The organism is Bacillus sp. AC266 (assembly GCF_979253805.1).
In genome coordinates this window covers 126,068-147,101 of record NZ_CEEDEC010000009.1, presented here as the reverse complement: position 1 = coordinate 147,101, position 21,034 = coordinate 126,068, and the positions used below count along the sequence as shown (strand labels likewise).

The 21,034-nt window shown below is 34.6% G+C and carries 16 protein-coding genes; 3 read left to right on the top strand and 13 right to left on the bottom strand.

The window, feature by feature from the left end:
* Window positions 1-22: 22 nt before the first annotated feature.
* Both AC0IXC_RS26665 and AC0IXC_RS26660 read right to left on the bottom strand, forming a co-directional pair.
* A complete protein-coding gene (locus AC0IXC_RS26665; RefSeq protein ID WP_215590045.1) occupies window positions 23-2,119 on the bottom strand; it encodes a vWA domain-containing protein in 2,097 nt (698 codons plus the stop codon).
* 274 nt (window positions 2,120-2,393) lie between these two features.
* Window positions 2,394-2,729: a hypothetical protein gene (locus tag AC0IXC_RS26660; protein WP_002142686.1), complete on the bottom strand. Its 336-nt coding sequence runs from the start codon at window positions 2,727-2,729 to the stop codon at window positions 2,394-2,396.
* Window positions 2,730-2,866: 137 nt separating this feature from the next.
* Between AC0IXC_RS26660 and AC0IXC_RS26655 the strand changes: the two genes are divergently transcribed.
* On the top strand, window positions 2,867-3,253 hold the full coding sequence (locus AC0IXC_RS26655; RefSeq protein WP_002128474.1) for a hypothetical protein: 387 nt from the start codon (window positions 2,867-2,869) through the stop codon (window positions 3,251-3,253).
* A gap of 38 nt (window positions 3,254-3,291) precedes the next feature.
* On the opposite strand, the gene AC0IXC_RS26650 is transcribed toward AC0IXC_RS26655, so the two are convergent.
* From AC0IXC_RS26650 to AC0IXC_RS26625, 6 genes are all read right to left on the bottom strand, one after another.
* On the bottom strand, window positions 3,292-4,011 hold the full coding sequence (locus tag AC0IXC_RS26650) for a class I SAM-dependent methyltransferase (RefSeq protein ID WP_002142687.1): 720 nt from the start codon (window positions 4,009-4,011) through the stop codon (window positions 3,292-3,294).
* Between the two features lie 111 nt (window positions 4,012-4,122).
* Window positions 4,123-5,826 (bottom strand): peptide ABC transporter substrate-binding protein, encoded by a 1,704-nt coding sequence (locus AC0IXC_RS26645; RefSeq protein ID WP_012261385.1) that lies wholly within the window; start codon window positions 5,824-5,826, stop codon window positions 4,123-4,125.
* A gap of 400 nt (window positions 5,827-6,226) precedes the next feature.
* Window positions 6,227-7,942, bottom strand: a complete 1,716-nt coding sequence (locus tag AC0IXC_RS26640; protein WP_012261386.1) for a peptide ABC transporter substrate-binding protein — start codon at window positions 7,940-7,942, stop codon at window positions 6,227-6,229.
* A gap of 281 nt (window positions 7,943-8,223) precedes the next feature.
* Window positions 8,224-9,927 (bottom strand): peptide ABC transporter substrate-binding protein, encoded by a 1,704-nt coding sequence (locus AC0IXC_RS26635; RefSeq protein ID WP_061676023.1) that lies wholly within the window; start codon window positions 9,925-9,927, stop codon window positions 8,224-8,226.
* Between the two features lie 356 nt (window positions 9,928-10,283).
* Window positions 10,284-11,090 (bottom strand): ABC transporter permease subunit, encoded by an 807-nt coding sequence (locus AC0IXC_RS26630; protein WP_215590046.1) that lies wholly within the window; start codon window positions 11,088-11,090, stop codon window positions 10,284-10,286.
* A complete protein-coding gene (locus AC0IXC_RS26625; RefSeq protein ID WP_215590047.1) occupies window positions 11,083-11,976 on the bottom strand; it encodes an ABC transporter ATP-binding protein in 894 nt (297 codons plus the stop codon). The genes AC0IXC_RS26630 and AC0IXC_RS26625 overlap by 8 nt, the downstream gene beginning before the upstream one ends.
* Before the next feature lie 137 nt (window positions 11,977-12,113).
* On the opposite strand from AC0IXC_RS26625, the gene AC0IXC_RS26620 reads away from it, so the two are divergent.
* On the top strand, window positions 12,114-12,734 hold the full coding sequence (locus AC0IXC_RS26620; RefSeq protein ID WP_471653581.1) for a TetR/AcrR family transcriptional regulator: 621 nt from the start codon (window positions 12,114-12,116) through the stop codon (window positions 12,732-12,734).
* Window positions 12,735-12,829: 95 nt separating this feature from the next.
* Here AC0IXC_RS26620 and AC0IXC_RS26615 read toward each other — a convergent pair whose 3' ends face one another.
* The gene (locus tag AC0IXC_RS26615; RefSeq protein WP_215590048.1) at window positions 12,830-13,798 is read right to left on the bottom strand and encodes a helix-turn-helix transcriptional regulator; all 969 of its coding nucleotides are present in this window, start codon (window positions 13,796-13,798) and stop codon (window positions 12,830-12,832) included.
* A gap of 59 nt (window positions 13,799-13,857) precedes the next feature.
* On the opposite strand from AC0IXC_RS26615, the gene AC0IXC_RS26610 reads away from it, so the two are divergent.
* The gene (locus tag AC0IXC_RS26610; protein ID WP_002142698.1) at window positions 13,858-14,301 is read left to right on the top strand and encodes a VOC family protein; all 444 of its coding nucleotides are present in this window, start codon (window positions 13,858-13,860) and stop codon (window positions 14,299-14,301) included.
* Window positions 14,302-14,359: 58 nt separating this feature from the next.
* Here the strand turns inward: AC0IXC_RS26610 and AC0IXC_RS26605 are convergent, their stop codons facing one another.
* The 4 genes from AC0IXC_RS26605 to AC0IXC_RS26590 form a co-directional block, all read right to left on the bottom strand.
* Window positions 14,360-15,391 carry an oxidoreductase gene (locus AC0IXC_RS26605; protein WP_002128492.1) on the bottom strand — a complete coding sequence of 344 codons (1,032 nt, stop codon included), beginning with the start codon at window positions 15,389-15,391 and terminating at the stop codon, window positions 14,360-14,362.
* 423 nt (window positions 15,392-15,814) lie between these two features.
* Window positions 15,815-18,238, bottom strand: coding sequence for a DNA topoisomerase IV subunit A (parC, locus tag AC0IXC_RS26600; protein ID WP_002014315.1), 2,424 nt, complete (start codon window positions 18,236-18,238; stop codon window positions 15,815-15,817).
* A gap of 1 nt (window position 18,239) precedes the next feature.
* Window positions 18,240-20,204, bottom strand: a complete 1,965-nt coding sequence (gene parE, locus AC0IXC_RS26595; RefSeq protein WP_002014314.1) for a DNA topoisomerase IV subunit B — start codon at window positions 20,202-20,204, stop codon at window positions 18,240-18,242.
* Between the two features lie 378 nt (window positions 20,205-20,582).
* Window positions 20,583-20,996, bottom strand: coding sequence for a CoA-binding protein (locus tag AC0IXC_RS26590; RefSeq protein WP_002014313.1), 414 nt, complete (start codon window positions 20,994-20,996; stop codon window positions 20,583-20,585).
* Window positions 20,997-21,034: the final 38 nt, after the last annotated feature.

Sequence of the window (21,034 nt, the reverse complement as noted above, 5' to 3'; positions counted from 1 at the left end):
CGCCCCTCTTACACCCTATCTACTATTCACATTCGTACCGGTAAATCTCCTTACCATATCCTCTATCAATTACTAAAAGTTCATTTGGATACAACGTCTTATGCTCCATTCCTACCTCTTCCTCTGTTATAAACAGCCCATCAATAATCATCCCAACCACTTGCGATTCTTTTGCTACAAATATAGATTTCGATCCTTTTTTCGCTATTAATGTTACAGATTGCACCGTCTTTCTTTCTGCTCGGAATGGAATGCCAAAATAGTGCTTCCACCATTTATTTTTAAGTAACTCTGGTTCAGATTGATAAAGCCAATCTTTCGCTACTTCTTGATCCCATTCGTAATATAGTAATGCTTTCCGATGAAATCTCGGACGAACAATCCATCCTAAAATAATAATTCCTACTATTAAAAGTAATAAAGTAATAGGAATTACAAATTTAAAAATGAGCGCATACTTCTCAAAAAACGGCGCATTTTCAATGTGCAGTACAATCTTTTCCTTTACTTCTTGTAATTTTGAATCATTGATCGTGATGGTAGCCTCTACGGTGCCGGTATCTGTAAAATTGAATGTGTCGGAGTAATAAGGTCGAGGATAAACATAAACTTGACTACCATGCTGTTTTAATTCATAGTTGATCGATTGATTCGATGTGACACCAGTAGATTTTAATAGTTTCTTTACAGCCTCTTCTGTCATCGGTTTACCATTTAACTGGGGCTGTAAAATAAATGGTTTACTATGTTCTAAATTTGTTACCTTTTCTTCATAATCTTTCGTAACAGCTTGAAGTGTTAATTTTGGTTTTTCAGCTGGTTCAATCTTGAATTCTTTCGTCTGTCTATAAAATCCCTTTATATTCATATGGACTTTCCCGCGTACTAACTCTTTACCAACCTTTGTCTCGTAATAAAACACATGTCTTTTATCATCCCACTTCATCGGATACTGCTTTCCGTCTATTTCTACTTCTGCTTCGAAATAAGAAGTTTGAATTGGTAATTCAGTAGGTTTCGCTTCAATAACAGCTGTCACATCTTCATACATTTTCTCAACATTTTTTCTATCTTTATCATCTTTGTCGTACGTAGAAACAGTATAATTAAGCGCTGGTTCAACAAGTACTTGTAATCCCTCTTTCTCAATGTCCTGATCCACTTCTATCGTATATGTCCCTGGCTTAATCACTTCCTGGTTCGCTGTACTTACATGCACTATATTTCCGAATAATTTAGCTTCTCCTGGTGCATGTATAGAAAAAGAAGACTGCAATTGTAACGGTTTGGAAAGTTGCATAACTTTATAATTAGACAAAGAAGGTGATTGTCGTACAAGCGTCATACGCTTTAATGGAAACGGTGTTGTAATCTCTACTTTTTTCCCTACTATTTTCGTTTTGACAATCGACTCAACAGAAGAAAATGGATCACGATTTGCAACTAATGCTGCCACTTGATTCACACTTTGTACAATACCATCCTCACCGCTAGACGGCATGACAACTCCATTCATTTCTTTTTTCCAAATCTCTTTAAACGTATTTAACTGCAGCTTCTCTTGCTGCCCTAAATCCTCTTCCATCGTGATTAAGACTGGGTGTAAAGAGATCTTTTTAGAATCCATCTCTTTCTTAAACTGTGCTAACTTCTGTGTAATTTGTTCTTTTCCGCCAATCTTATCTTTCTCCAAATCATTAAATGCCCCGTCAGTTAATACAATAAGCCAAAATTCACGTTTCCCATCTATATCTGCTTCCTTTTTTATAGATTGCATCGCCGTTTCTACTGCGCTAAATGGAGTATTTAAATATGTTTTCCACGCCCCAATCCCCTCAATTTCTGTTTGCCTTTGATCCTTTGTTAATGAAATGTTTAATGGAGCATCCGGCTTACTCATTGGAACGTAAGAAAATTTATCTTTCTCATCTAATAGCGCAACTAAACTTTGCAAGGCGTAATTGGCATACTTCCAGCGATCGTTATTTCTCATGCTGCCCGAATCATCATATACAAGTGAAACGACCCTTTCCTTTGCCTCCTCTCCTTTTGCAAAAACTGAAAAAGGTAAACATATAAATAGAAACAGCATGAACGTGGCACAAATTCGAATTTTCATGATGAGGCTTCGCCACCTTTGTAGACAAATTCCTATGTTTAAATTTATGAGAGGAAACAAGATATATGACTTGTATTTTAGGACAACAGTTCACAGCAATTACATTATGTAAACAAAAATGAACTACTCCCATATTTTATTTCGAATTTTTTCCTTATTATATATCTGAAATAACACATAGATTTCATACTTTTCCCGCTATAAATTCCACCATTAAAGTTTGATTTTCTTTTCAATACAAGAAATAAAGAGCACGCTATAATTAGCGCACTCTTTACTTCTTCACATATACTTCAACAATCGGATTTTCCTTTTGATCTGCATGTAAACGTATATTCTCTTCACCCGTATTATAAATGCTAGCTACCAGCATAACTGTTAACAAATTAGGGGTTTTCCCGTCACTTCCATATTTTCGTTCAAGAGCTTCTGTATACTCGAAATCCAAATCACCCTGCACATATGTATACACTTCAAAACCATCTTTCAAATTACATACGACCGTATCAATAATATCCGCCCCTACTTGTTTCTTCATTTCACCTCGCAGTGCTTCTATTAATTCCTCCCAAGGAACTTCGTACGTCTGAAATTGGTCTGTAGATTTCATTTCTCTTCCTCCTCGTTATGTATCCTGTTCGTATATTTCCCCTTTCGTATAACAATTATGATAGATAGGTCATTCGTACAAGCCGCACTTGTCCTGCTTACATATCGTATTACGGTAATACGGAAGGAGGAAAGAACATGCATAGAAAAAGATGTTATGATACATGCCAACGTTATTTCGGTAAAGTTGTTCGAATTGAAGATCGGGATGGTCGCATTCACTTAGGCAAAATAATAGATGTAACAAACGATTCTGTTTGGATTGAACCAATGCAACAGCGCTCATCTTTTGATACAGGATTCGGGTACTATAACGCATATTCAAACGGCGGATGTGATATTTGCGGTGGTATTAGCAGATGTGATAACTGTGGATTTGGATGCGGTGGTGGATTCGATGGTGGATTTAGTGGCTGTGGATGCGGCGGTCGTGGTTGCGGTGGTTGTGGCGGCGGTGGCTGGGGCCTTGAACTCGGATTTGGCTTTATTTTTGGAATTACTTTGGCTGCATTATTTTTCATCTAACATAGTAAAGAGTTGACTATCTTTAGCCAACTCTTTTTCTATTTTTCACATATAAAAATCCGATGCCCTAAAATATGTTGATACATAAGCAGTACTTGTTCGTGTTGCACCCACGCCTCATACAATTCTTCCGGAATAAACGGTGATACATTCCACTCTGGCTCTTCCACATGTCCTGCAACTGTTTCTGCAATAGTTCCGCCACCCGCAATTGTAATTCTTTTAAAATTTGCTGCTTTAAATAAATGAATCCACTCATTCTCAGTTAATAATTCTTTCATACCGTATAACTGTCCAATCTTTTCCTCCTCTTTCTTCTCAATATGTTTTTCGGTAATCATTTCAATGACAACAAGCTTTCCATCCTTTTGTAATACACGATAACATTCCGAAATAACCTTTTCTTTATTTGTAAAAGCGAGTATAGATTCTCCAAGTACAAGCTCAAAAGAATCATTTAAACACGGTAACCCTTCTACATCTCCTTGAATCAATTGTATATTTAAACCATCAAACAACCATCTATCTTTCGCTTTTTGAATCATAATTTCATTCTTTTCAACCGCTGTCACTTTATAACCCAATTCTTTTGTCATATACGCCGCTGTTTTCCCCGTGCCGCAACCTATCTCAAGAACATTCGCTCCGTGTCTAAGTGGCAATTGAGATAGTAATTGCTTCGTTAACGTAAAACCACCAGGATGAGCACTCCCTATTCCGTAATAAGCTAAAAAATCAATGTACGAATTTCTTTTCATGGGATTCTCCTTCATTTTTCTATAATACTTATATTCATTCATAAAAAAGTGGTGCAAAAAAAAACATTTCCAAAGTGCTTTACTACACCTTAGAAATGCTTTTATTTGTTATTATTTCTCTTCTACATATGCCCATTTGAAACTATATTCCGGACTAATATTATGTTTCACAATTCCCTTTATATTTGGTTGCATAACATATGATCTAGCATTTTGATATAAAGGTACAAGTGCTACATCATCTTCAAGTAACACTTTTTCTGCCTTCCCTAACTCTTCCCAACGTTTCTTTGCATCAGACATTAATTCTGTTTTACTCTTTTTAATACTCTCATCATATTTTGAATTTGAGTAACTCATTTGATTCTGAGAATTCGTTGTTTCAAACATATCTAAGTATGTCATCGGATCTGCATAATCTGGGCTCCAACCACCATATGCGATATCATATTCTTGCTCTGATTCTAATTTTAATTTTTGCTTAAACGGCTGAAGTTTAATATTTACTGTTACACCTTTTAAGTTTTTCTCAATCTGATCCTTTACATACTCTCCAACTTTTTTCGCATTACCAGTATCATAATTTAGTAATTCAATTGTCACCTGATCTTTTCCAAGTTCTTTTTTCGCTTCGTCCCATGCAGCCGCAGCCTTTTTAGTATCTTGTTTCAAACCATTTTTAAATGTTTCTTGGAAATCTTTACCGTCAGGTCCAGCTGCTAAACCCTTCGGAACTAAATAATCGGCTCCTTTTGAACCATCATTTAAGATGACATTTGCTAAATTCTTTTTATCTATCGATAATGCAATTGCTTCACGTAATTTCTTGCTTTTTAATGGTGTATCTTGACCAGCACGCTTTTGATTTAAACGTAAATAGAATGTACTTGGTTCTGAATATGTTCCAAACTCATCTTTTTTATTTCTATACTTATCAACGAATTCTCCTGCTAAAAGCGCGAAATCAATTGCACCTGTATCATATAAATTTACCCTTGTAGCTACTTCTTTTACTACACTGTAATTAATTTCATCTAGTTTTACAGTCTTTTTATCCCAATATTGGTCATTTTTCTTCAATTTCCAGCCTTGCTCATGTTTCCAATCAGTAAGTACAAACGGTCCATTATAGACTGTCGTATCAGATTCTAAACCGAACTTCTCTCCTTTTTCTTTTACGAACTTCTCATTTAATGGATAGTATGATGGGAATGCCACTAAGTTTAAGAAGTATGGTACCGCTTGCTCTAATTCTACTTCAAGCGTATAATCATCGGTTGCTTTTACTCCTAATTCAGTTACAGGTTTTTCTCCTTTATTAATCGCTTCTGCATTTTTAATATAGTAAGTAATAAATGCATACTCAGCAGCTGTTTTTGGATCTAACAGACGTTGCCATGCAAATACGAAATCTTTTGCAGTTACTGGATCACCATTTGACCATTTTGCATCTTTACGTAGCTTGAATGTATATTTTTTACCATCCTCGCTTTTTGTGCTAGATTCTGCTGCAGCTGGGATTGGCTTATTATCTTTATCAAGACGATATAATCCTTCCATCGTGTTTCCTAAAATTTGTGAACCAAGTGTATCCGTACTTTTCGAAGTATCCATCGTCGGAATTTCATTCGTTTCTGTTCGATTTAATACTTGTTTTGCTGCATATTTAGTATCGGATTTTTTCTCTTCCCCACCATTAGACGTTGTAGTTGTTTTCTTCTCTCCACCTGATCCCGAGCAAGCTGTTAATGCCATACTCATTGCTAGAACTGGTGCTACAACCGCTGTTAATTTTGTCATCTTTTTTCTCTTCATTTCTTTGTACCCTCCCCAATTATATGTACGATATTAACAGTTAGAGATTCTCTATTAACTTTCGTTATCAGAAAATTCTTATTAATTAATATTCTACTATTTTTTTCGGTTTTGTAAAGTATTTTTGTAAATTTTCTAAATATTTATTTTTTTATGATAATAACTTGCTATTTTACTATTACTACTATATGAATTATCCCCCGTCTACTATATGTAAACATATCCCCTCTTATTCTTCTCTATTGCTATGTTCTATATTTTTCTCATCAATATGAAATCTCTGCTATCATTTATCTATCCAATTGTTGAACTCCTTTCTAATTTCCATGTGCCTTATTCTCCTATTCATACAAAAAAAGCATTTCAAAAGCATATTAGCCACTTTTGAAATGCTTTCATGTTATTTCTTTCCGCCATCCTCAGTTACATACGCCCACTTAAAGCTATATTCTGGACTAATGTTGTGTTTCACAATTCCTTTTACATTCGGTTTCATTACATATGATCTTCCTGTTTGATATAAAGGAACTAATCCTGCATCTTCTTCAAGGAATATTTTTTCTGCTTTCCCTAATGTTTCCCAGCGCTTCTTCGGATCAGACAATAATTCATTACCTGCTTTTTGTACCATTTCATCGTATTTCGGATTTGAATAACTCATTTGGTTATATGGACTCTTCGATTCAAACATATCAATAAATGTCATTGGATCCGAATAATCTGGGCTCCAACCTGCAAACGAAACTTCATAATCTTGCGCTGACTCTAATTTTAATTTTTGTTTAAATGGCTGAATTTTCGTGTTAACTGTTACACCTTTTAAGTTTTTCTCAATTTGATCTTTAAAATAATCGGCAATCTTTTTCGCAGTTCCATCATCATAGCTTAGTAATTCAATTGTAACTTGATCTTTTCCGAGTTCCTTTTTCGCCTCTTCCCAAGCTGCTGCGCCTTTTTTCACATCATATTTCAGACCATTTTTAAATGTATCTTGATAATCTTTACCATCCGGTCCCGTCGCAAGCCCTTTTGGAACCAATTGATCAGTTGCTTTTGACCCATTATTTAATATAACGTTTGCTAAACCTTTTTTATCAATGGATAATGCGATTGCTTCACGAAGCTTTTTACTCTTTAACGGTGTATCTTGTCCGTTACGCTTTTGATTTAAACGTAAGAAGTACGTACTTGCTTCTGAATACTCACCATATTCATCTTTGTTCGATTTATATTTATCTACGAATTCTCCTGATAGTAGTGTGAAATCAATTGATCCTGTATCATATAAATTTACTTTTGTAGCAACTTCTTTTACTACACTATAATTAATTTCTTCTAATTTCACAGTCTTATTATCCCAATATTTATCATTTTTCTTCAACTGCCAACCTTGTTCATGTTTCCACGATGCCATTACAAATGGCCCGTTATACAATGTTGTATCTGCTTCTAAACCGAATTTCTCTCCTTTTTCTTTTACGAACTTTTCATTTAAAGGATAATATGACGGGAATGCTAATAAGTTTAAGAAATATGGTACTGGTTTGTCTAATTCTACTTCAAGTGTATAATCATCTACCGCTTTTGCACCTAATTCCGTTGCAGGTTTTTCACCTTTATTAATTGCCTCTGCATTTTTAATATAGTAGGCAATAAACGCATATTCTGCCGCTGTGTTTTTATCAAGTAAGCGCTGCCATCCGTATACGAAATCTTTCGCTGTTACAGGCTCTCCATTTGACCATTTTGCATCTTTACGCAGTTTAAACGTATATTTTTTACCATCTTCGCTTTTCGTACTTGATTCTGCAGCAGCCGGAATAGGCTTATTATCTTTATCAAGACGATATAATCCTTCCATTGTGTTCCCTAAAATTTGTGCCCCTAACGTATCAGTAGATTTAGAAGTGTCCATCGTCGGAATTTCTTGATTTTCCGTACGATTTAATACTTGCTTCGCTGCATATTTAATATCAGCTTTTTTTTCTTCCCCACTATTAGATGTAGTAGTCGTTTTCTTCTCCCCACCTGATCCAGAGCACGCTGTCAATGCAACACTCATTGCTAAAACTGGTACTACAACCGCTGTTAACTTTTTCATCTTTTTTCTCTTCATTTTTGTACCCTCCCTAATTATATGTACATTACCAACCCTTGAGAGACCCCTTGCTAACGATTAATTTTCTGAAAATTATAACTAATATTATTCTACTCTATTTTTCGTATTTGTAAATAGTTTTATTTTAAATATTCTGATTTTTATCTTCATAAATTAGTATGATTTATCCCCCATCTACTATATGTACGTACTATACGCCTTATTCTTCTCTATTTAACTGAGCTAAAAAAAAGCATTTCAAAGTAGCTAAGCTACTTTGAAATGCTTTTTTAACTCTATTATTTTTCAGTCACGTATGCCCACTTAAAGCTAAATTCTGGACTGATATTATGTTTTACTACACCTTTTACATTTGGTTGTAAAACATAAGAATCTCCACGTTGGTATAAAGGTACAATCGCTACATCTTCTTCAAGTAATGTTTTTTCAGCTTTTCCTAACTCTTCCCAACGTTTCTTCGCATCGCTCATTAATTCTGTTCCAGCTTTTTTCACCATGCCGTCATATTTAGGGTCAGAGAAGCTCATTTGGTTATGAGAATGTCCAGTCTCAAACATATCTAAGAACGTCATTGGATCTGCATAATCTGGATTCCAACCACCGTATGAAATATCATATTGTTGCTCAGATTCTAATTTTAGTTTTTGCTTAAATGGTTGAAGTTTAATGTTAACTGTTACACCTTTTAAGTTCTTCTCAATTTGGTCCTTAATATATTCTCCAACTTTTTTCGCATTACCAGTATCGTAGTTTAAGAATTCAATTGTAACTTGGTCTTTACCTAGCTCTTTTTTCGCTTCTTCCCAAGCTGCAGCAGCTTTTTTAGCATTTGGTTTTAAACCATTTTTAAACGTTTCTTGGAAGTCTTTACCGTCTGGTCCAGTTGCTAAACCTTTTGGTACTAAGAAGTCAGCTTCTTTTGATCCATCATTTAAAATTACGTTTGCTAAATTCTTTTTATCAACTGATAGTGCAATTGCTTCACGTAACTTTTTACTCTTTAATGGTGTGTCTTGTCCATCACGTTTTTGGTTCATACGAATGAAATACGTACTCACTTGTGAATATGTTCCGAATTCATCTTTCTTATTTCTGTATTTATCTACGAACTCTCCAGTTAATAAAGCAAAGTCAACTTGACCGCTATCATATAAATTGATAAGAGTTGCTGGTTCTTTAACAACACTGAAGTTAACTTCTTCAAGTTTTACAGTCTTTTTATCCCAATATTGATCATTTTTCTTTAATTGCCATCCTTGTTCATGCTTCCAATCTTTAAGAACGAACGGTCCATTATAAACTGTTGTATCAGACTCTATACCGAACTTCTCCCCTTTTTCTTTTACGAATTTTTCATTTAATGGGTAGTACGATGGGAATGCTACTAAGTTTAAGAAGTACGGTACCGCTTGCTCTAATTCAACTTCAAGCGTAAGATCATCTACCGCTTTCACTCCTAATTCAGCTACAGGTTTTTCACCTTTATTAACCACTTCTGCATTTTTAATTGGGAATGCGATAAATGCATACTCAGCAGCTGTTTTTGGATCTAATAGACGTTGCCAAGCATATACGAAATCTTTCGCCGTTACTGGATCTCCATTTGACCATTTTGCATCTTTACGCAGTTTAAATGTATATTTTTTACCATCTTCACTTTTCGTGCTAGATTCTGCTGCCGCTGGAATAGGCTTATTATCTTTATCCAGACGATATAATCCTTCCATCGTATTCCCTAGCATTTGTGAAGATACTGTATCTGTTGATTTAGAAGAATCCATCGTTGGAATCTCTTGGTTTACTGTTCGATTCAACACTTGTTTTGCCGCTAATTTTTCCCCTGACTTACTATCTCCACTAGAGCTAGAATTTGTGCTTGTCTTTTTATCTCCGCCTGATGTAGAACATGCTGTTAATGCCATGCTCATTGCTAAAACCGGTACTACAACTGCTGTTAGTTTTTTCATTTTTTTCTTTTTCATTTTTGTACCCTCCCTAATTCTAAACGATAGCTATTTAAGAATTTTCTGATAATTCTGTTTTTCTTTATATATTTATCAGACGATTCTTACTACTTCTTATTCTACTAATTTTTTAAAATTTGTAAAGTGTTATTATTGAAAATTATTAAAAAATTATTTTCTTACAGTAATATTCATAAAAATTCCATATAGTTTTTTAACATCATTTATTATCGTTACATATACACTAATTTAATAGTGTTAATGATACTTTCCAATAAATAGACTGTAAATTGTCGTTAATAAATAATGTATATTCTAGAGATCTCTTTCCTACAAAAACAAAAAAAGCCCACTTTCTCAGTGGACTTTCTAATTTACAACGGTAAATCCCTCTTCCTAAACACTACAATTGCTACTATGAAGATACAAAGTGCTCCAGCAGTTAAGCCTATACTTACTGGCCATATATTATATGTTCCTTCAGCAATTTCTTTCGGACGAAACAATGTAAATAAAGATATATTTCTCATCCACTCTAACTTATCACTTAATTTCCCTACCATATCTAATACGAAAAATAAGATTGTTAAACTGGCTGAGTAGCTAAGTGCCGTTCTTTCATCATTACATATACAAGAAAAGAAAAATGAATAGGCACTAACTACTAAAAATATAAGCCCTCCAACTACATTTATTTTCAAAAATAATTCTTTATTTAAGTTATTATCTTTTAAAAACCAATCTGCACCTAATATACCAGCTACATAAGTGACAATTACAATTATTAGTAGCCCCAATATGAGAACAGTAGCTTGTGTAATTGCAATTTGCACCCTGGATACAGGTGTTGCTAATAAATATGCCATCGCCCCTTTATCTACATGACGAGCAATTAGATGCGTTGCAACCGTGACACAAAAAATTGTTAAAATGATAATAAACAATAGACTATAATATTCACCAGCTAAAAAATCCATTACATTTTGAATCGGACTTTCCATTCCAACAATTTTTTTCACACTATCAGGCATGGCACTTATTAATTCATTTAAACCTTTGGCTGAAACCATCGATGGGAATATCCAAATTAATAACCATAAATAAAGAGCTGCACCAGTAGCATAGCTGAATATACTTTTTTTCGTTTCTTTCAAACTAGCTAAAAATAGTTGTTTATTCATGCTTTACCCCTTCTCTCTTCTCGTAATAATGCATAAATAAATGTTCTAAATCCGTCGCTCTCGTTTGAAGTGCAGTTACATTATAGTTTGAAAGTATTTGTAAAACAGTTTGATAGTTTCCTTGCACAATAATTGACGCCTCTCTACCTTTCATTCCTTCAAATTGCAAATCACATTGTTTAAGAGATTCGATTTCTTCTTGAGATGATACTGTTACATCTATCACCTGTCTTCTCATGCCTTGTAAATCATGAATGTTTTCAACGGTTACAAGACAACCATCTTTAATAATAGCTACTCTGTCACAAGTTCTCTCAATTTCAGTGAAAATATGTGATGACATAAGGATTGTTTTTCCTCTTTGCTTTTCCTCTAATATTAAATCTATAAATACTTGTTGCATAAGTGGATCGAGTCCTGATGTCGGTTCATCTAAAATTAACACTTCTGGATCATGCATAAATGCCGCAACTATACCTACTTTTTGTTTCATTCCTTTAGACATTTTTCGAATTGGTGTTTTCACATCGAACTGCAAACGTTCTATCAATTCATCTCGTCTTTTTATATTTTTTAACCCACGCATTCCTTGCATCAAATTTAAAAATTCTAATCCATTCATTCCTTCAATAAAAGAAATTTCTCCTGGTAAATAGCCAACTTCTCTTTGAATTTTCGCAGCATCTTCCCAACAATCTAATCCGAAAATTGTCGCTTTACCAGCCGTCGGTTTTATAAATCCCATTAAATTACGAATCGTTGTTGATTTCCCAGCACCATTTGGTCCTAAGTAGCCAAAAACTTCTCCTTCTTTCACTTCAAATGTAATATCAAACAAGCCTTTTCCATTTGAAAACTGTTTTGTAACATTTTGAACTGAAATCATAAACCCACCTCATTTTTTGAAATATTTAACATGTGATATTTCAAAATTATTGTACTCCTCATCTTTCATATTCGCAACAACTTTTTGAAATATTTATATGTCCATATTTCAAAAATATTGTTTTCAATTATTTTTTCTTGTATATTTTAATTGAGGTGATTGTATTGAACGGCTTTGAAAAAGTGAAAGAAAAGAAAAAACGTGCCATTAAAGATGCGGCCTTTACATTATTTTCAGAACGTGGATTTAATGAAGTGAAAATAGAACATATTGCAAAAAAAGCAAACGTTTCTCAAGTGACAATTTATAATCATTTCGGAAGTAAAGATGCGTTATTTAGGGAGCTTATACAAGAATTTATAATATCTGAATTTCAATATTATAAAAAACTTGCAGAAGAAAAATTACCTTTTCATGAGATGATGCAAAAGATGATCATTAGAAAAATGAATACTGGCGGGTTATTCCAACCTGATATGTTGCTACAAATGATGCAAAGAGATGAAGAGCTCCGAGAGTTTATTTATAGTTATCAAAACGAAAAAATCCTGCCTTGGTATTTAGAAATACTAGAACAAGCACAGCAAAAAAATGAAATTAACCCTCACCTTACTAAAGAAATGATGTTGCTATACATTCAAATGTTCACTAAATTAGGTGATGATTTCGGGGCACAGTTTCTTGAAGGAGATCGCGAAAAACATATACAAGATATCGTTACGATGTTCTTTTATGGACTGTCCGTCCCAGAAAAATAATTTTTTTCTAAAGAACAAATAAAATCACCAAAAGGCCCTTTGGATATTTAGATTTCAAGGGCTTTTTGGTGTTAAAAAAATTATTAATACTAACTTTATCTTAACGAAGTTAAATGCTGCTTTATAGATAATACCTTATTATAAATTAACTCTTTTAGCATAACAGGCTGAATTGAGATAATCGTTTCACCGAAATTCAGAAAATAACTTGAAACAAAATCAACTTCTTTCTTGTTAAAATAGCCTGTTATAATGTAATTTTCGTTTTCTTTTTGTATCTTCATGGAGGGATAATTCTCTTTATCAAAAATGTCTTTTCCTTTTTGATTAACAACGACAATAAAATCAGTTGCATCAGGCCTTCTATGAAAATTAGTAAGATAACTTAACAATTCTTCAAGATTTTTTGAATTCGTATTGCTTGTTTCCACAATAGAAAGAATTTTATCACATCTAATTATTTGAACATGATTTGTCTCAAAATTAAAGATTTTAGCATACCACTGGCCAAATTTAGATTCTATTCGAATAAATTGGGCGACCAATACTTTCTCCTCATCTTTTTTTAAATATGTTAAATGATAAACTCGCTCAGCAAAAATCCCCTGTAAAAGTTCTTTTAAGAACGGACTAAAGTTACTATGATTTGTTACTTCAAAGGAAAGTGTTCGTTCCATGATTGAAATATTTTTACTCACATTATCAGGTAATACATGTTTAAATTTATTTTCAAGCGCAATACTTTCTATATTAAATGGCTTTGTTTTGTAACCATTTAATGTAAGAATCGAAAAGTATAACGCATACATTTCATCCACACTAAAATATATTGGTGATAACACACTATTTTCTATAATTTTATAACTCCCATTTCTACCTAGTTCAGAATATATTGGTACACCTATTTCTTCTAATGATTGAATATCTCGTAGAGCGGTACTTTTAGAAATATCATATCTAACCATTAAATCTTTTAAATTAAAATATCTTTTATTATTTAAGAAGATAAGCATATCATTTATTCGTTCAGTTTTTTTCATATTTCCCTCCATAAAAGGTGTCATGTATTGAAACCTTTTTAGTCTATATTATAATTATTAACTAATAAAGGAGTTATATATTTATGACATTAGAAATAGCTATTTTTCTTTCAATGAATGGGCAAGCAAAGGAGGCAATTAATTTTTATACACGTAATTTAGAGGCCAAGAAGTTAATGATTGTTACGTATGAAGAACTGGCCAAAAGAGATAGTTCTTTTGAAATTACAAGTGAAAATAAAGATCATATTGCCCACTCTGTTTTACAAATTGGGAATACAAAGCTAATGATAGCCGAAGATACAATGAACCCTACTGAACGTTATAGCGTTGGAAATAACATGTCACTTTGCATTCAAAGTGCTAATTTAGAAGAAATACAAAGATTTTATAATAATTTAATTTCCGATAAGCATGTGAAAATAATCTCTCCACTAGAAAAAAATATATTTAGTGAAGCATATGGTATTATTGAAGATCCTTACGGCATACAAATCCAGTTAATGTATGATAAACGACTAAACTAAATAATGAGTCATATTCGCATATTCCTAATAAAAAAAGACACGAAATTCGTGTCTTTTTTTATTTTACCGCAATGACTCTACCCGTTTCACTACTTTCAGTCGCCAATTGAATCAATTTAATAACGTCTAAACCTTCTTGAGCAGTTACAGGTAGTTTTTCACCATTTAATATGCTATCTCGCACGCCTTTATAATACATGTCATAGCAGCCGACTTCTGTTGGAATACGCTCTAAGCTTTCTTCTGTTTCTAAAGTAGCAAAATTCTCTTCAGAGTCTGCTCCATAACCATTATCCCCTGGCTTCATTCCAGTCTTTAATTGTTCTTCCTGTGAATCCATACCATACTTCACGATAGAACCTTTATCTCCATGCAGTGTAAAATGTGGTCCAGCTTGCTTTACGTAACTGCTACTATGTAAAATAACGCGCTTCACTCCATAGTGAAGTACAACATGGAAGTAATCATCCACTTCTGCACCTGGTCGTTGTTTTATTACATCTGCGCTTATCGCATCTGGTTTCCCAAATAATGATAATGCTTGGTCAATTAAATGCGATCCTAAATCATATAATATACCTGATCCTGGTAAGTTCTTTTCTCTCCAGCGATCGCGTACATGTGGGCGGAAACGATCGAAATGCGCTTCATATGCGTATACATTCCCTATTCTTTTTTCTTGTAATAATTTCTTTATCGTTAAGAAATCATTATCCAAACGGCGATTATGATACACACTTAAAACGACATTATGTCGGTTCGCTAATGAAATAAGTTCTTCTCCTTCTTCAATTGAAACAACGAATGGTTTTTCCACAACAACATGCTTACCGTGTACAATTGCTTCTTTTACATATGGAAAATGGGTTGTATTCGGCGAAGTAATGACCACTAAGTCAATATCAGCTCGATTTACTAATTCATCAATTGTACCAACAACTTCAGCATTTGGTAATGCTTGTTTCACTACTTCTTCTTTTGATGATAAAATAGCACGAATATCGTATTCTTCTATCGTTTGTAATAACGGGATGTGAAATGTTGTACTAGAAAATCCAAATCCTACAATCCCTACACCTATTTTTTTCATGTTGCCCCTCCATTTGTCCCGCTTTAACGGGCAGTAAGATTCCTAACTCAAAATTCAGCGAAAGCAAAGAAATTAGGTGAGGAATCAACTACTCGTAAAAGCCCGATTGGTTCAACTAATAATCAGTGGGGATAAAGAAAATCCCCACTGATTAAAGTTTCACTTTATGAGAACGATTTCATTTCATCATTATAACAAGATTATTTTTATATACATAATGATTTGCTTAGAAAAAAGCATCTTACTATCATTCATAGCAAGATGCTCCCTTTATCCCGCATTAACGCGCAGTAAGACTCCCACCTCAAAATAAGGCGAATGCGAGGGAAGTTAGGCGTGAGACCAACTGCCCGTAAAAGCCCGATTGGTGAAGGCTAATAATCAGTGGGGGATGGAAAAAAACCCACTAATTAAAGTTTCACTTTATTCCGTTCTTTTCTTTGTCCACGTTTCAATTACTTCACCAGTATCATTAACATCTAGTACTAAACTACCATTACTATACCGGTCTTTATTTCGAAACGCTTTCGGATCAATTTCTTCTACAATGTGTTTCTCTGTCTTCATGTAAACTAATTCATCATCTCGAACAATTTCAATACCGACAATGCGGTACGGATTACGTTTTAACTCTTTAAAAATTACAAGGCCTCGCTTCGCCCTCGTTGATTTCTCAATTTCCGATGCCTTTATACGTTTCACAGCACCTCGCTGCGTAACGAGAATAAGTTGATCTTTTTCACCATTTAACGGTTTACCAGAAGCAACATAGTCATCTTCTTTTAAATTAATTGCTTTCACACCAGCTGCTCTGACACCAACTGGACTTACTTCTTCTTCATTGAATACAAGTGCATATGCACCATGTGTTGCAAGAACAATATCACTTGTCCCATCTGTCGCAAATATATCAACAACTTCATCATCTTTTTTCAAGTTTACAGCAACGAATGCCCGTGAATAACGCTGCACTTTATATTGGTTTAATTCTGTTTTCTTAATCATACCGTTTCGTGTAACAAATACGATAAATCGTTTTTCTTCTTCAAAATTCGGTACGACTGTTGCCCAAATTAACGATTCATCTCGCTCGAGTGAAACAAGATTCGCAACGTGTTGACCTAAATCTTTCCAACGAATTTCTGGCATTTCATACACAGGAAGATAAATATAATTTCCTTTGTTCGTAAATAAAAGAACGGTTTCTGTCGTGTTTGTATCGAAACGCTCAAGTAAGATGTCACCCTCTTTCATACCGAAGTATTTCCCGTTCGATGCATTATGCGAACGCCAACCTGTTCGTTTCACATAGCCTTCTTTCGTTACAGTAACGATGACATCTTCTTGCGGAATCATAACTTCCACATCGATTTTAATTTCTTCAATTTCCTCTTCAATTATCGCACGGCGATTATCACTATATGTTTTCTTTACTCTCTTCAAATCTGTTTTAATAACTTGAAAAAGTCTTTTTTCACTTTGTAAAATTGACTGTAACTCTATAATTTTCTTACTAAGTTCCGCTGCTTCTTGCTCTAGCGCTGTAATATCTGTATTTGTTAAACGATATAATTGCAGTGAAACAATTGCTTCTGACTGCGCCTCTGTAAATCCAAATTTCGCACTTAAATTATCTTTCGCATTACGCTTATCTTTAGACCCACGGATTGTTTCAATCACTTCATCTAAAATTGATAATGCTTTCTTTAAACCTTCTACAATATGCTGACGATTTTCTGCTTTTCTTAATTCATATTGTGAGCGTCTTGTAACAACTTCTTTCTGATGTCCAATATATGCATCCAAAATCTTAGGTAATGTCATAAGTGTCGGACGACGATTATTTATCGCTACCATATTAAAGTTGTATGGAATTTGTAAATCTGTATTTTTATATAAATAATTTAAAATACCTTCAGCATTCGCTTCTTTTTTTAATTCTACAACGATACGAAGACCTGTACGATCTGTCTCATCACGTACTTCAGCAATTCCATCTAGCTTTTTATCTATACGCAATTCATCCATTTTCTTAACAAGATTCGCTTTATTTACTTCGTACGGAATTTCTGTAATAACGATTTGTTGCTTCCCGCCACGAATCGTTTCAACCTCTGCTTTTCCGCGAATAATAATTTTACCTTTACCTGTTTCATACGCTTTTTTAATGCCATCTATCCCTTGTATAATACCACCTGTAGGGAAATCTGGTCCTTTAATAACTGTTAACAAGTCCTCCACAGAACTATTCGGTTGATCGATACGCATAATTGTAGCATCAATTACTTCTCCAAGATGATGCGGTGGAATTTCTGTTGCATAACCAGCGGAAATCCCTGTAGATCCGTTCACTAATAAGTTCGGGAACATTGCCGGTAATACAATAGGTTCTTCACTCGTATCATCAAAGTTTGACACGAATTCTACTGTTTCTTTATCAAGGTCACGTAATAACTCAGATGCGATTGGTGATAAACGTGCTTCCGTATAACGCATTGCCGCTGCTGGATCCCCATCAACACTACCGTTATTTCCGTGCATTTCAACTAAAACATTACGTACTTTCCAAGTTTGACTTAAACGGACCATCGCCTCATATACAGAGGAATCACCATGTGGATGATAATTACCGATAACATTACCTACTGTTTTAGCTGATTTACGAAACGCTTTATCATGTACGTTTCCTTCTACATACATAGAATATAAAATACGTCTTTGTACCGGTTTTAAACCGTCACGCGCATCTGGAAGCGCGCGGTCTTGAATAATATATTTACTATAACGTGCAAAGCGGTCACCTAACACGTCTTCAAGCGGGAGGTCATGAAACTTCTCTGCCTGCATGTTATTCCACCTCCGTCTCCATAATCATTTCATTTTCTAAAATATTTCCTTCTTCTTGCATACCAAATTGTACATTACGCTCAATCCATTTACGGCGAGGTTCTACTTTATCCCCCATCAATGTCGTAACTCGGCGCTCAGCTCTTGATGCATCGTCAATTTTCACACGGATTAACGTACGTGTTTCAGGGTTCATCGTTGTTTCCCATAATTGATCGGCATTCATTTCGCCAAGTCCTTTATAGCGCTGCAACATGTAGCCTTTACCGACCTTTTTCGTTACATCACCTAATTCTTCATCAGACCATGCATATTCAATTACTTCACTTTTCCCTTTTCCTTTACTTACTTTATATAAAGGTGGAAGTGCGATAAATACTTTACCAGCTTCAATAAGTGGTTTCATATAACGGTAGAAGAACGTCAGTAGTAACACTTGAATATGTGCTCCATCCGTATCTGCATCGGTCATAATAACAACTTTATCGTAGTTAATATCTTCAACAGCGAACTCATTCCCTACGCCTCCGCCAATTGCGTAAATAATCGTATTGATCTCTTCGTTCTTAAAAATATCAGCAAGCTTTGCTTTTTCCGTGTTAATTACTTTACCACGTAATGGTAGTACCGCTTGGAAACGACGATCTCGCCCTTGCTTTGCTGAACCACCAGCCGAGTCACCCTCTACTAAATACAATTCGTTTTTCTGAGGATTACGTGATTGTGCAGGTGTTAACTTCCCGCTTAAAGTACCTTCTGATTTTTTCTTCTTCTTACCAGTACGCGCTTCTTCTCTCGCTTTACGAGCAGCCTCACGTGCTTGTGCTGCTTTAATTGCCTTTCTCACAAGAAGTGTAGCTACATCCGGGTTTTCTTCTAAAAAGTAAGCTAAATGCTCAGATACAATTGCATCAATTGAAGAACGAGCTTCACTTGTACCTAGTTTCCCTTTCGTTTGCCCTTCAAACTGGAGTACGTCTTCTGGTACACGTACAGAAACAATCGAAGCTAATCCTTCTCGAATATCTGTACCCTCTAAATTTTTGTCTTTTTCTTTTAATAAAGAAACTTTACGAGCATACTCATTGAACACACGTGTCATTGCTGTTTTAAATCCAGCTTCGTGTGTACCACCGTCTTTTGTACGTACATTATTTACAAACGAAAGAATGTTTTCTGAGTAACCATCATTAAACTGAAAGGCTAACTCTGCTTCAATTCCATTTTGCTCACCCGAGAAATATACAACTGGATGAATCGAATCTTTCTCTTCGTTTAAGTATGAAACGAAAGCCTCAATTCCTGTTTCATAATGAAACACATCTTCTAAATCATTACGTTCATCTTTTATCGAGATTTTCATTCCTTTTAATAAGAATGCAGATTCACGTAATCTCTCACATAATGTTTCATAATTATAATTTGTTGTGCTGAAAATAGTTGTATCTGGTTTGAAGTGCATCGTTGTACCAGACTCTTTCGTTTTCCCGATTTTCTCTAACGTCGTTGCAGGAGTACCACCATTTTCAAAGCGTTGTTCATAAATGCTACCATCTCGCTTAATCGTTACTACTAGCCATTCTGATAAGGCGTTTACAACTGATGCCCCAACACCGTGTAAACCACCACTCGTTTTATAGCCTCCTTGGCCAAACTTACCACCAGCATGAAGTACTGTTAAAATAACTTCAGGTGTCGGCTTTCCAAGCTTATGCATTCCCGTAGGCATTCCTCGCCCTTTATCAATTACGCTAATACTATTATCTTTATGTATTACGACAGAAATTTCGTCGCCAAATCCCGCTAATGCTTCATCAACGGAGTTATCTACTATTTCATATACTAAATGATGCAATCCACGGCTATCCGTACTCCCGATATACATACCCGGGCGTTTTCGAACGGCTTCAAGTCCTTCTAACACTTGAATTGCATCTTCATTATATTGGAACTGATGCTTCGCCAAACTCCTTGCCCCTTTCCTAATCAAATCAGAACATATGTTTCTATTATAGAATAACGCCTCGACTATAGTTTTGGCAAGTTATCTTATCTCTTTTATATACTATTTTCAATAGAAAAATCCTTGTTTTTTTTCACAAGGATTCCTCTAGGCTACTATTTCAGAAAAATAATCGTTTGTCAACGAGAAATGGATATGTATTCCAACATTATACATTCCAAACCTTTATCATGATCCAAATGATCAATATCCAAAATGGGATAACAAGTAACAATCCCCAAAAACAGCCTTTAAAAAATCTCATGATGAACACCTCGTTCATCCGCCCTACTTATGTAAAAAGCGAGGGCTGAATCAATCTTTCTATCTTTAAAATCTATACTATTTTGTCATTACATGCTCTACTTTAATGCAACGATCCATTATTACTGTGTAGCCTTTTTCTTGTAAAAGTTTATATGTATCTTCATCTTGTACTCCTAATTGTGCCCAGAAAACATCTGCATCAATCTCTACAAACTCTTTCGCAACATCCTTTAAAAATTCTGAGCGACGAAACACATTTACAATATCAACATGTTCTTTAATATCCGTCAGTGAAGAAACCGCCTTTTCTCCGAGTACTTCATCTACTGTTGGATTTACTGGAATAATGCGGTACCCAGCATCTTGCATTGCTTTTGAGACCATATACGATGTGCGTTCTGGCTTATCTGATAATCCAACAACTGCAATCGTTTTACTTTTCTTTAATACTTCACCAATTTCCGTACGAGTTGGGTTTTCAATTATCATAATTTATCCCTCCTATTTCTTTAGTATATCCGATAAAG

Excerpts from the sequence above, each read along its gene's own strand:
- AC0IXC_RS26665 (WP_215590045.1), bottom strand. The coding sequence starts at position 2,119 with ATGAAAATTCGAATTTGTGCCACGTTCATGCTGTTTCTATTTATATGT.
- AC0IXC_RS26660 (WP_002142686.1), bottom strand. The coding sequence starts at position 2,729 with ATGAAATCTACAGACCAATTTCAGACGTACGAAGTTCCTTGGGAGGAA.
- AC0IXC_RS26655 (WP_002128474.1), top strand. The coding sequence starts at position 2,867 with ATGCATAGAAAAAGATGTTATGATACATGCCAACGTTATTTCGGTAAA.
- AC0IXC_RS26650 (WP_002142687.1), bottom strand. The coding sequence starts at position 4,011 with ATGAAAAGAAATTCGTACATTGATTTTTTAGCTTATTACGGAATAGGG.
- AC0IXC_RS26645 (WP_012261385.1), bottom strand. The coding sequence starts at position 5,826 with ATGAAGAGAAAAAAGATGACAAAATTAACAGCGGTTGTAGCACCAGTT.
- AC0IXC_RS26640 (WP_012261386.1), bottom strand. The coding sequence starts at position 7,942 with ATGAAGAGAAAAAAGATGAAAAAGTTAACAGCGGTTGTAGTACCAGTT.
- AC0IXC_RS26635 (WP_061676023.1), bottom strand. The coding sequence starts at position 9,927 with ATGAAAAAGAAAAAAATGAAAAAACTAACAGCAGTTGTAGTACCGGTT.
- AC0IXC_RS26630 (WP_215590046.1), bottom strand. The coding sequence starts at position 11,090 with ATGAATAAACAACTATTTTTAGCTAGTTTGAAAGAAACGAAAAAAAGT.
- AC0IXC_RS26625 (WP_215590047.1), bottom strand. The coding sequence starts at position 11,976 with ATGATTTCAGTTCAAAATGTTACAAAACAGTTTTCAAATGGAAAAGGC.
- AC0IXC_RS26615 (WP_215590048.1), bottom strand. The coding sequence starts at position 13,798 with ATGACACCTTTTATGGAGGGAAATATGAAAAAAACTGAACGAATAAAT.
- AC0IXC_RS26610 (WP_002142698.1), top strand. The coding sequence starts at position 13,858 with ATGACATTAGAAATAGCTATTTTTCTTTCAATGAATGGGCAAGCAAAG.
- AC0IXC_RS26605 (WP_002128492.1), bottom strand. The coding sequence starts at position 15,391 with ATGAAAAAAATAGGTGTAGGGATTGTAGGATTTGGATTTTCTAGTACA.
- parC (WP_002014315.1), bottom strand. The coding sequence starts at position 18,238 with ATGCAGGCAGAGAAGTTTCATGACCTCCCGCTTGAAGACGTGTTAGGT.
- AC0IXC_RS26590 (WP_002014313.1), bottom strand. The coding sequence starts at position 20,996 with ATGATAATTGAAAACCCAACTCGTACGGAAATTGGTGAAGTATTAAAG.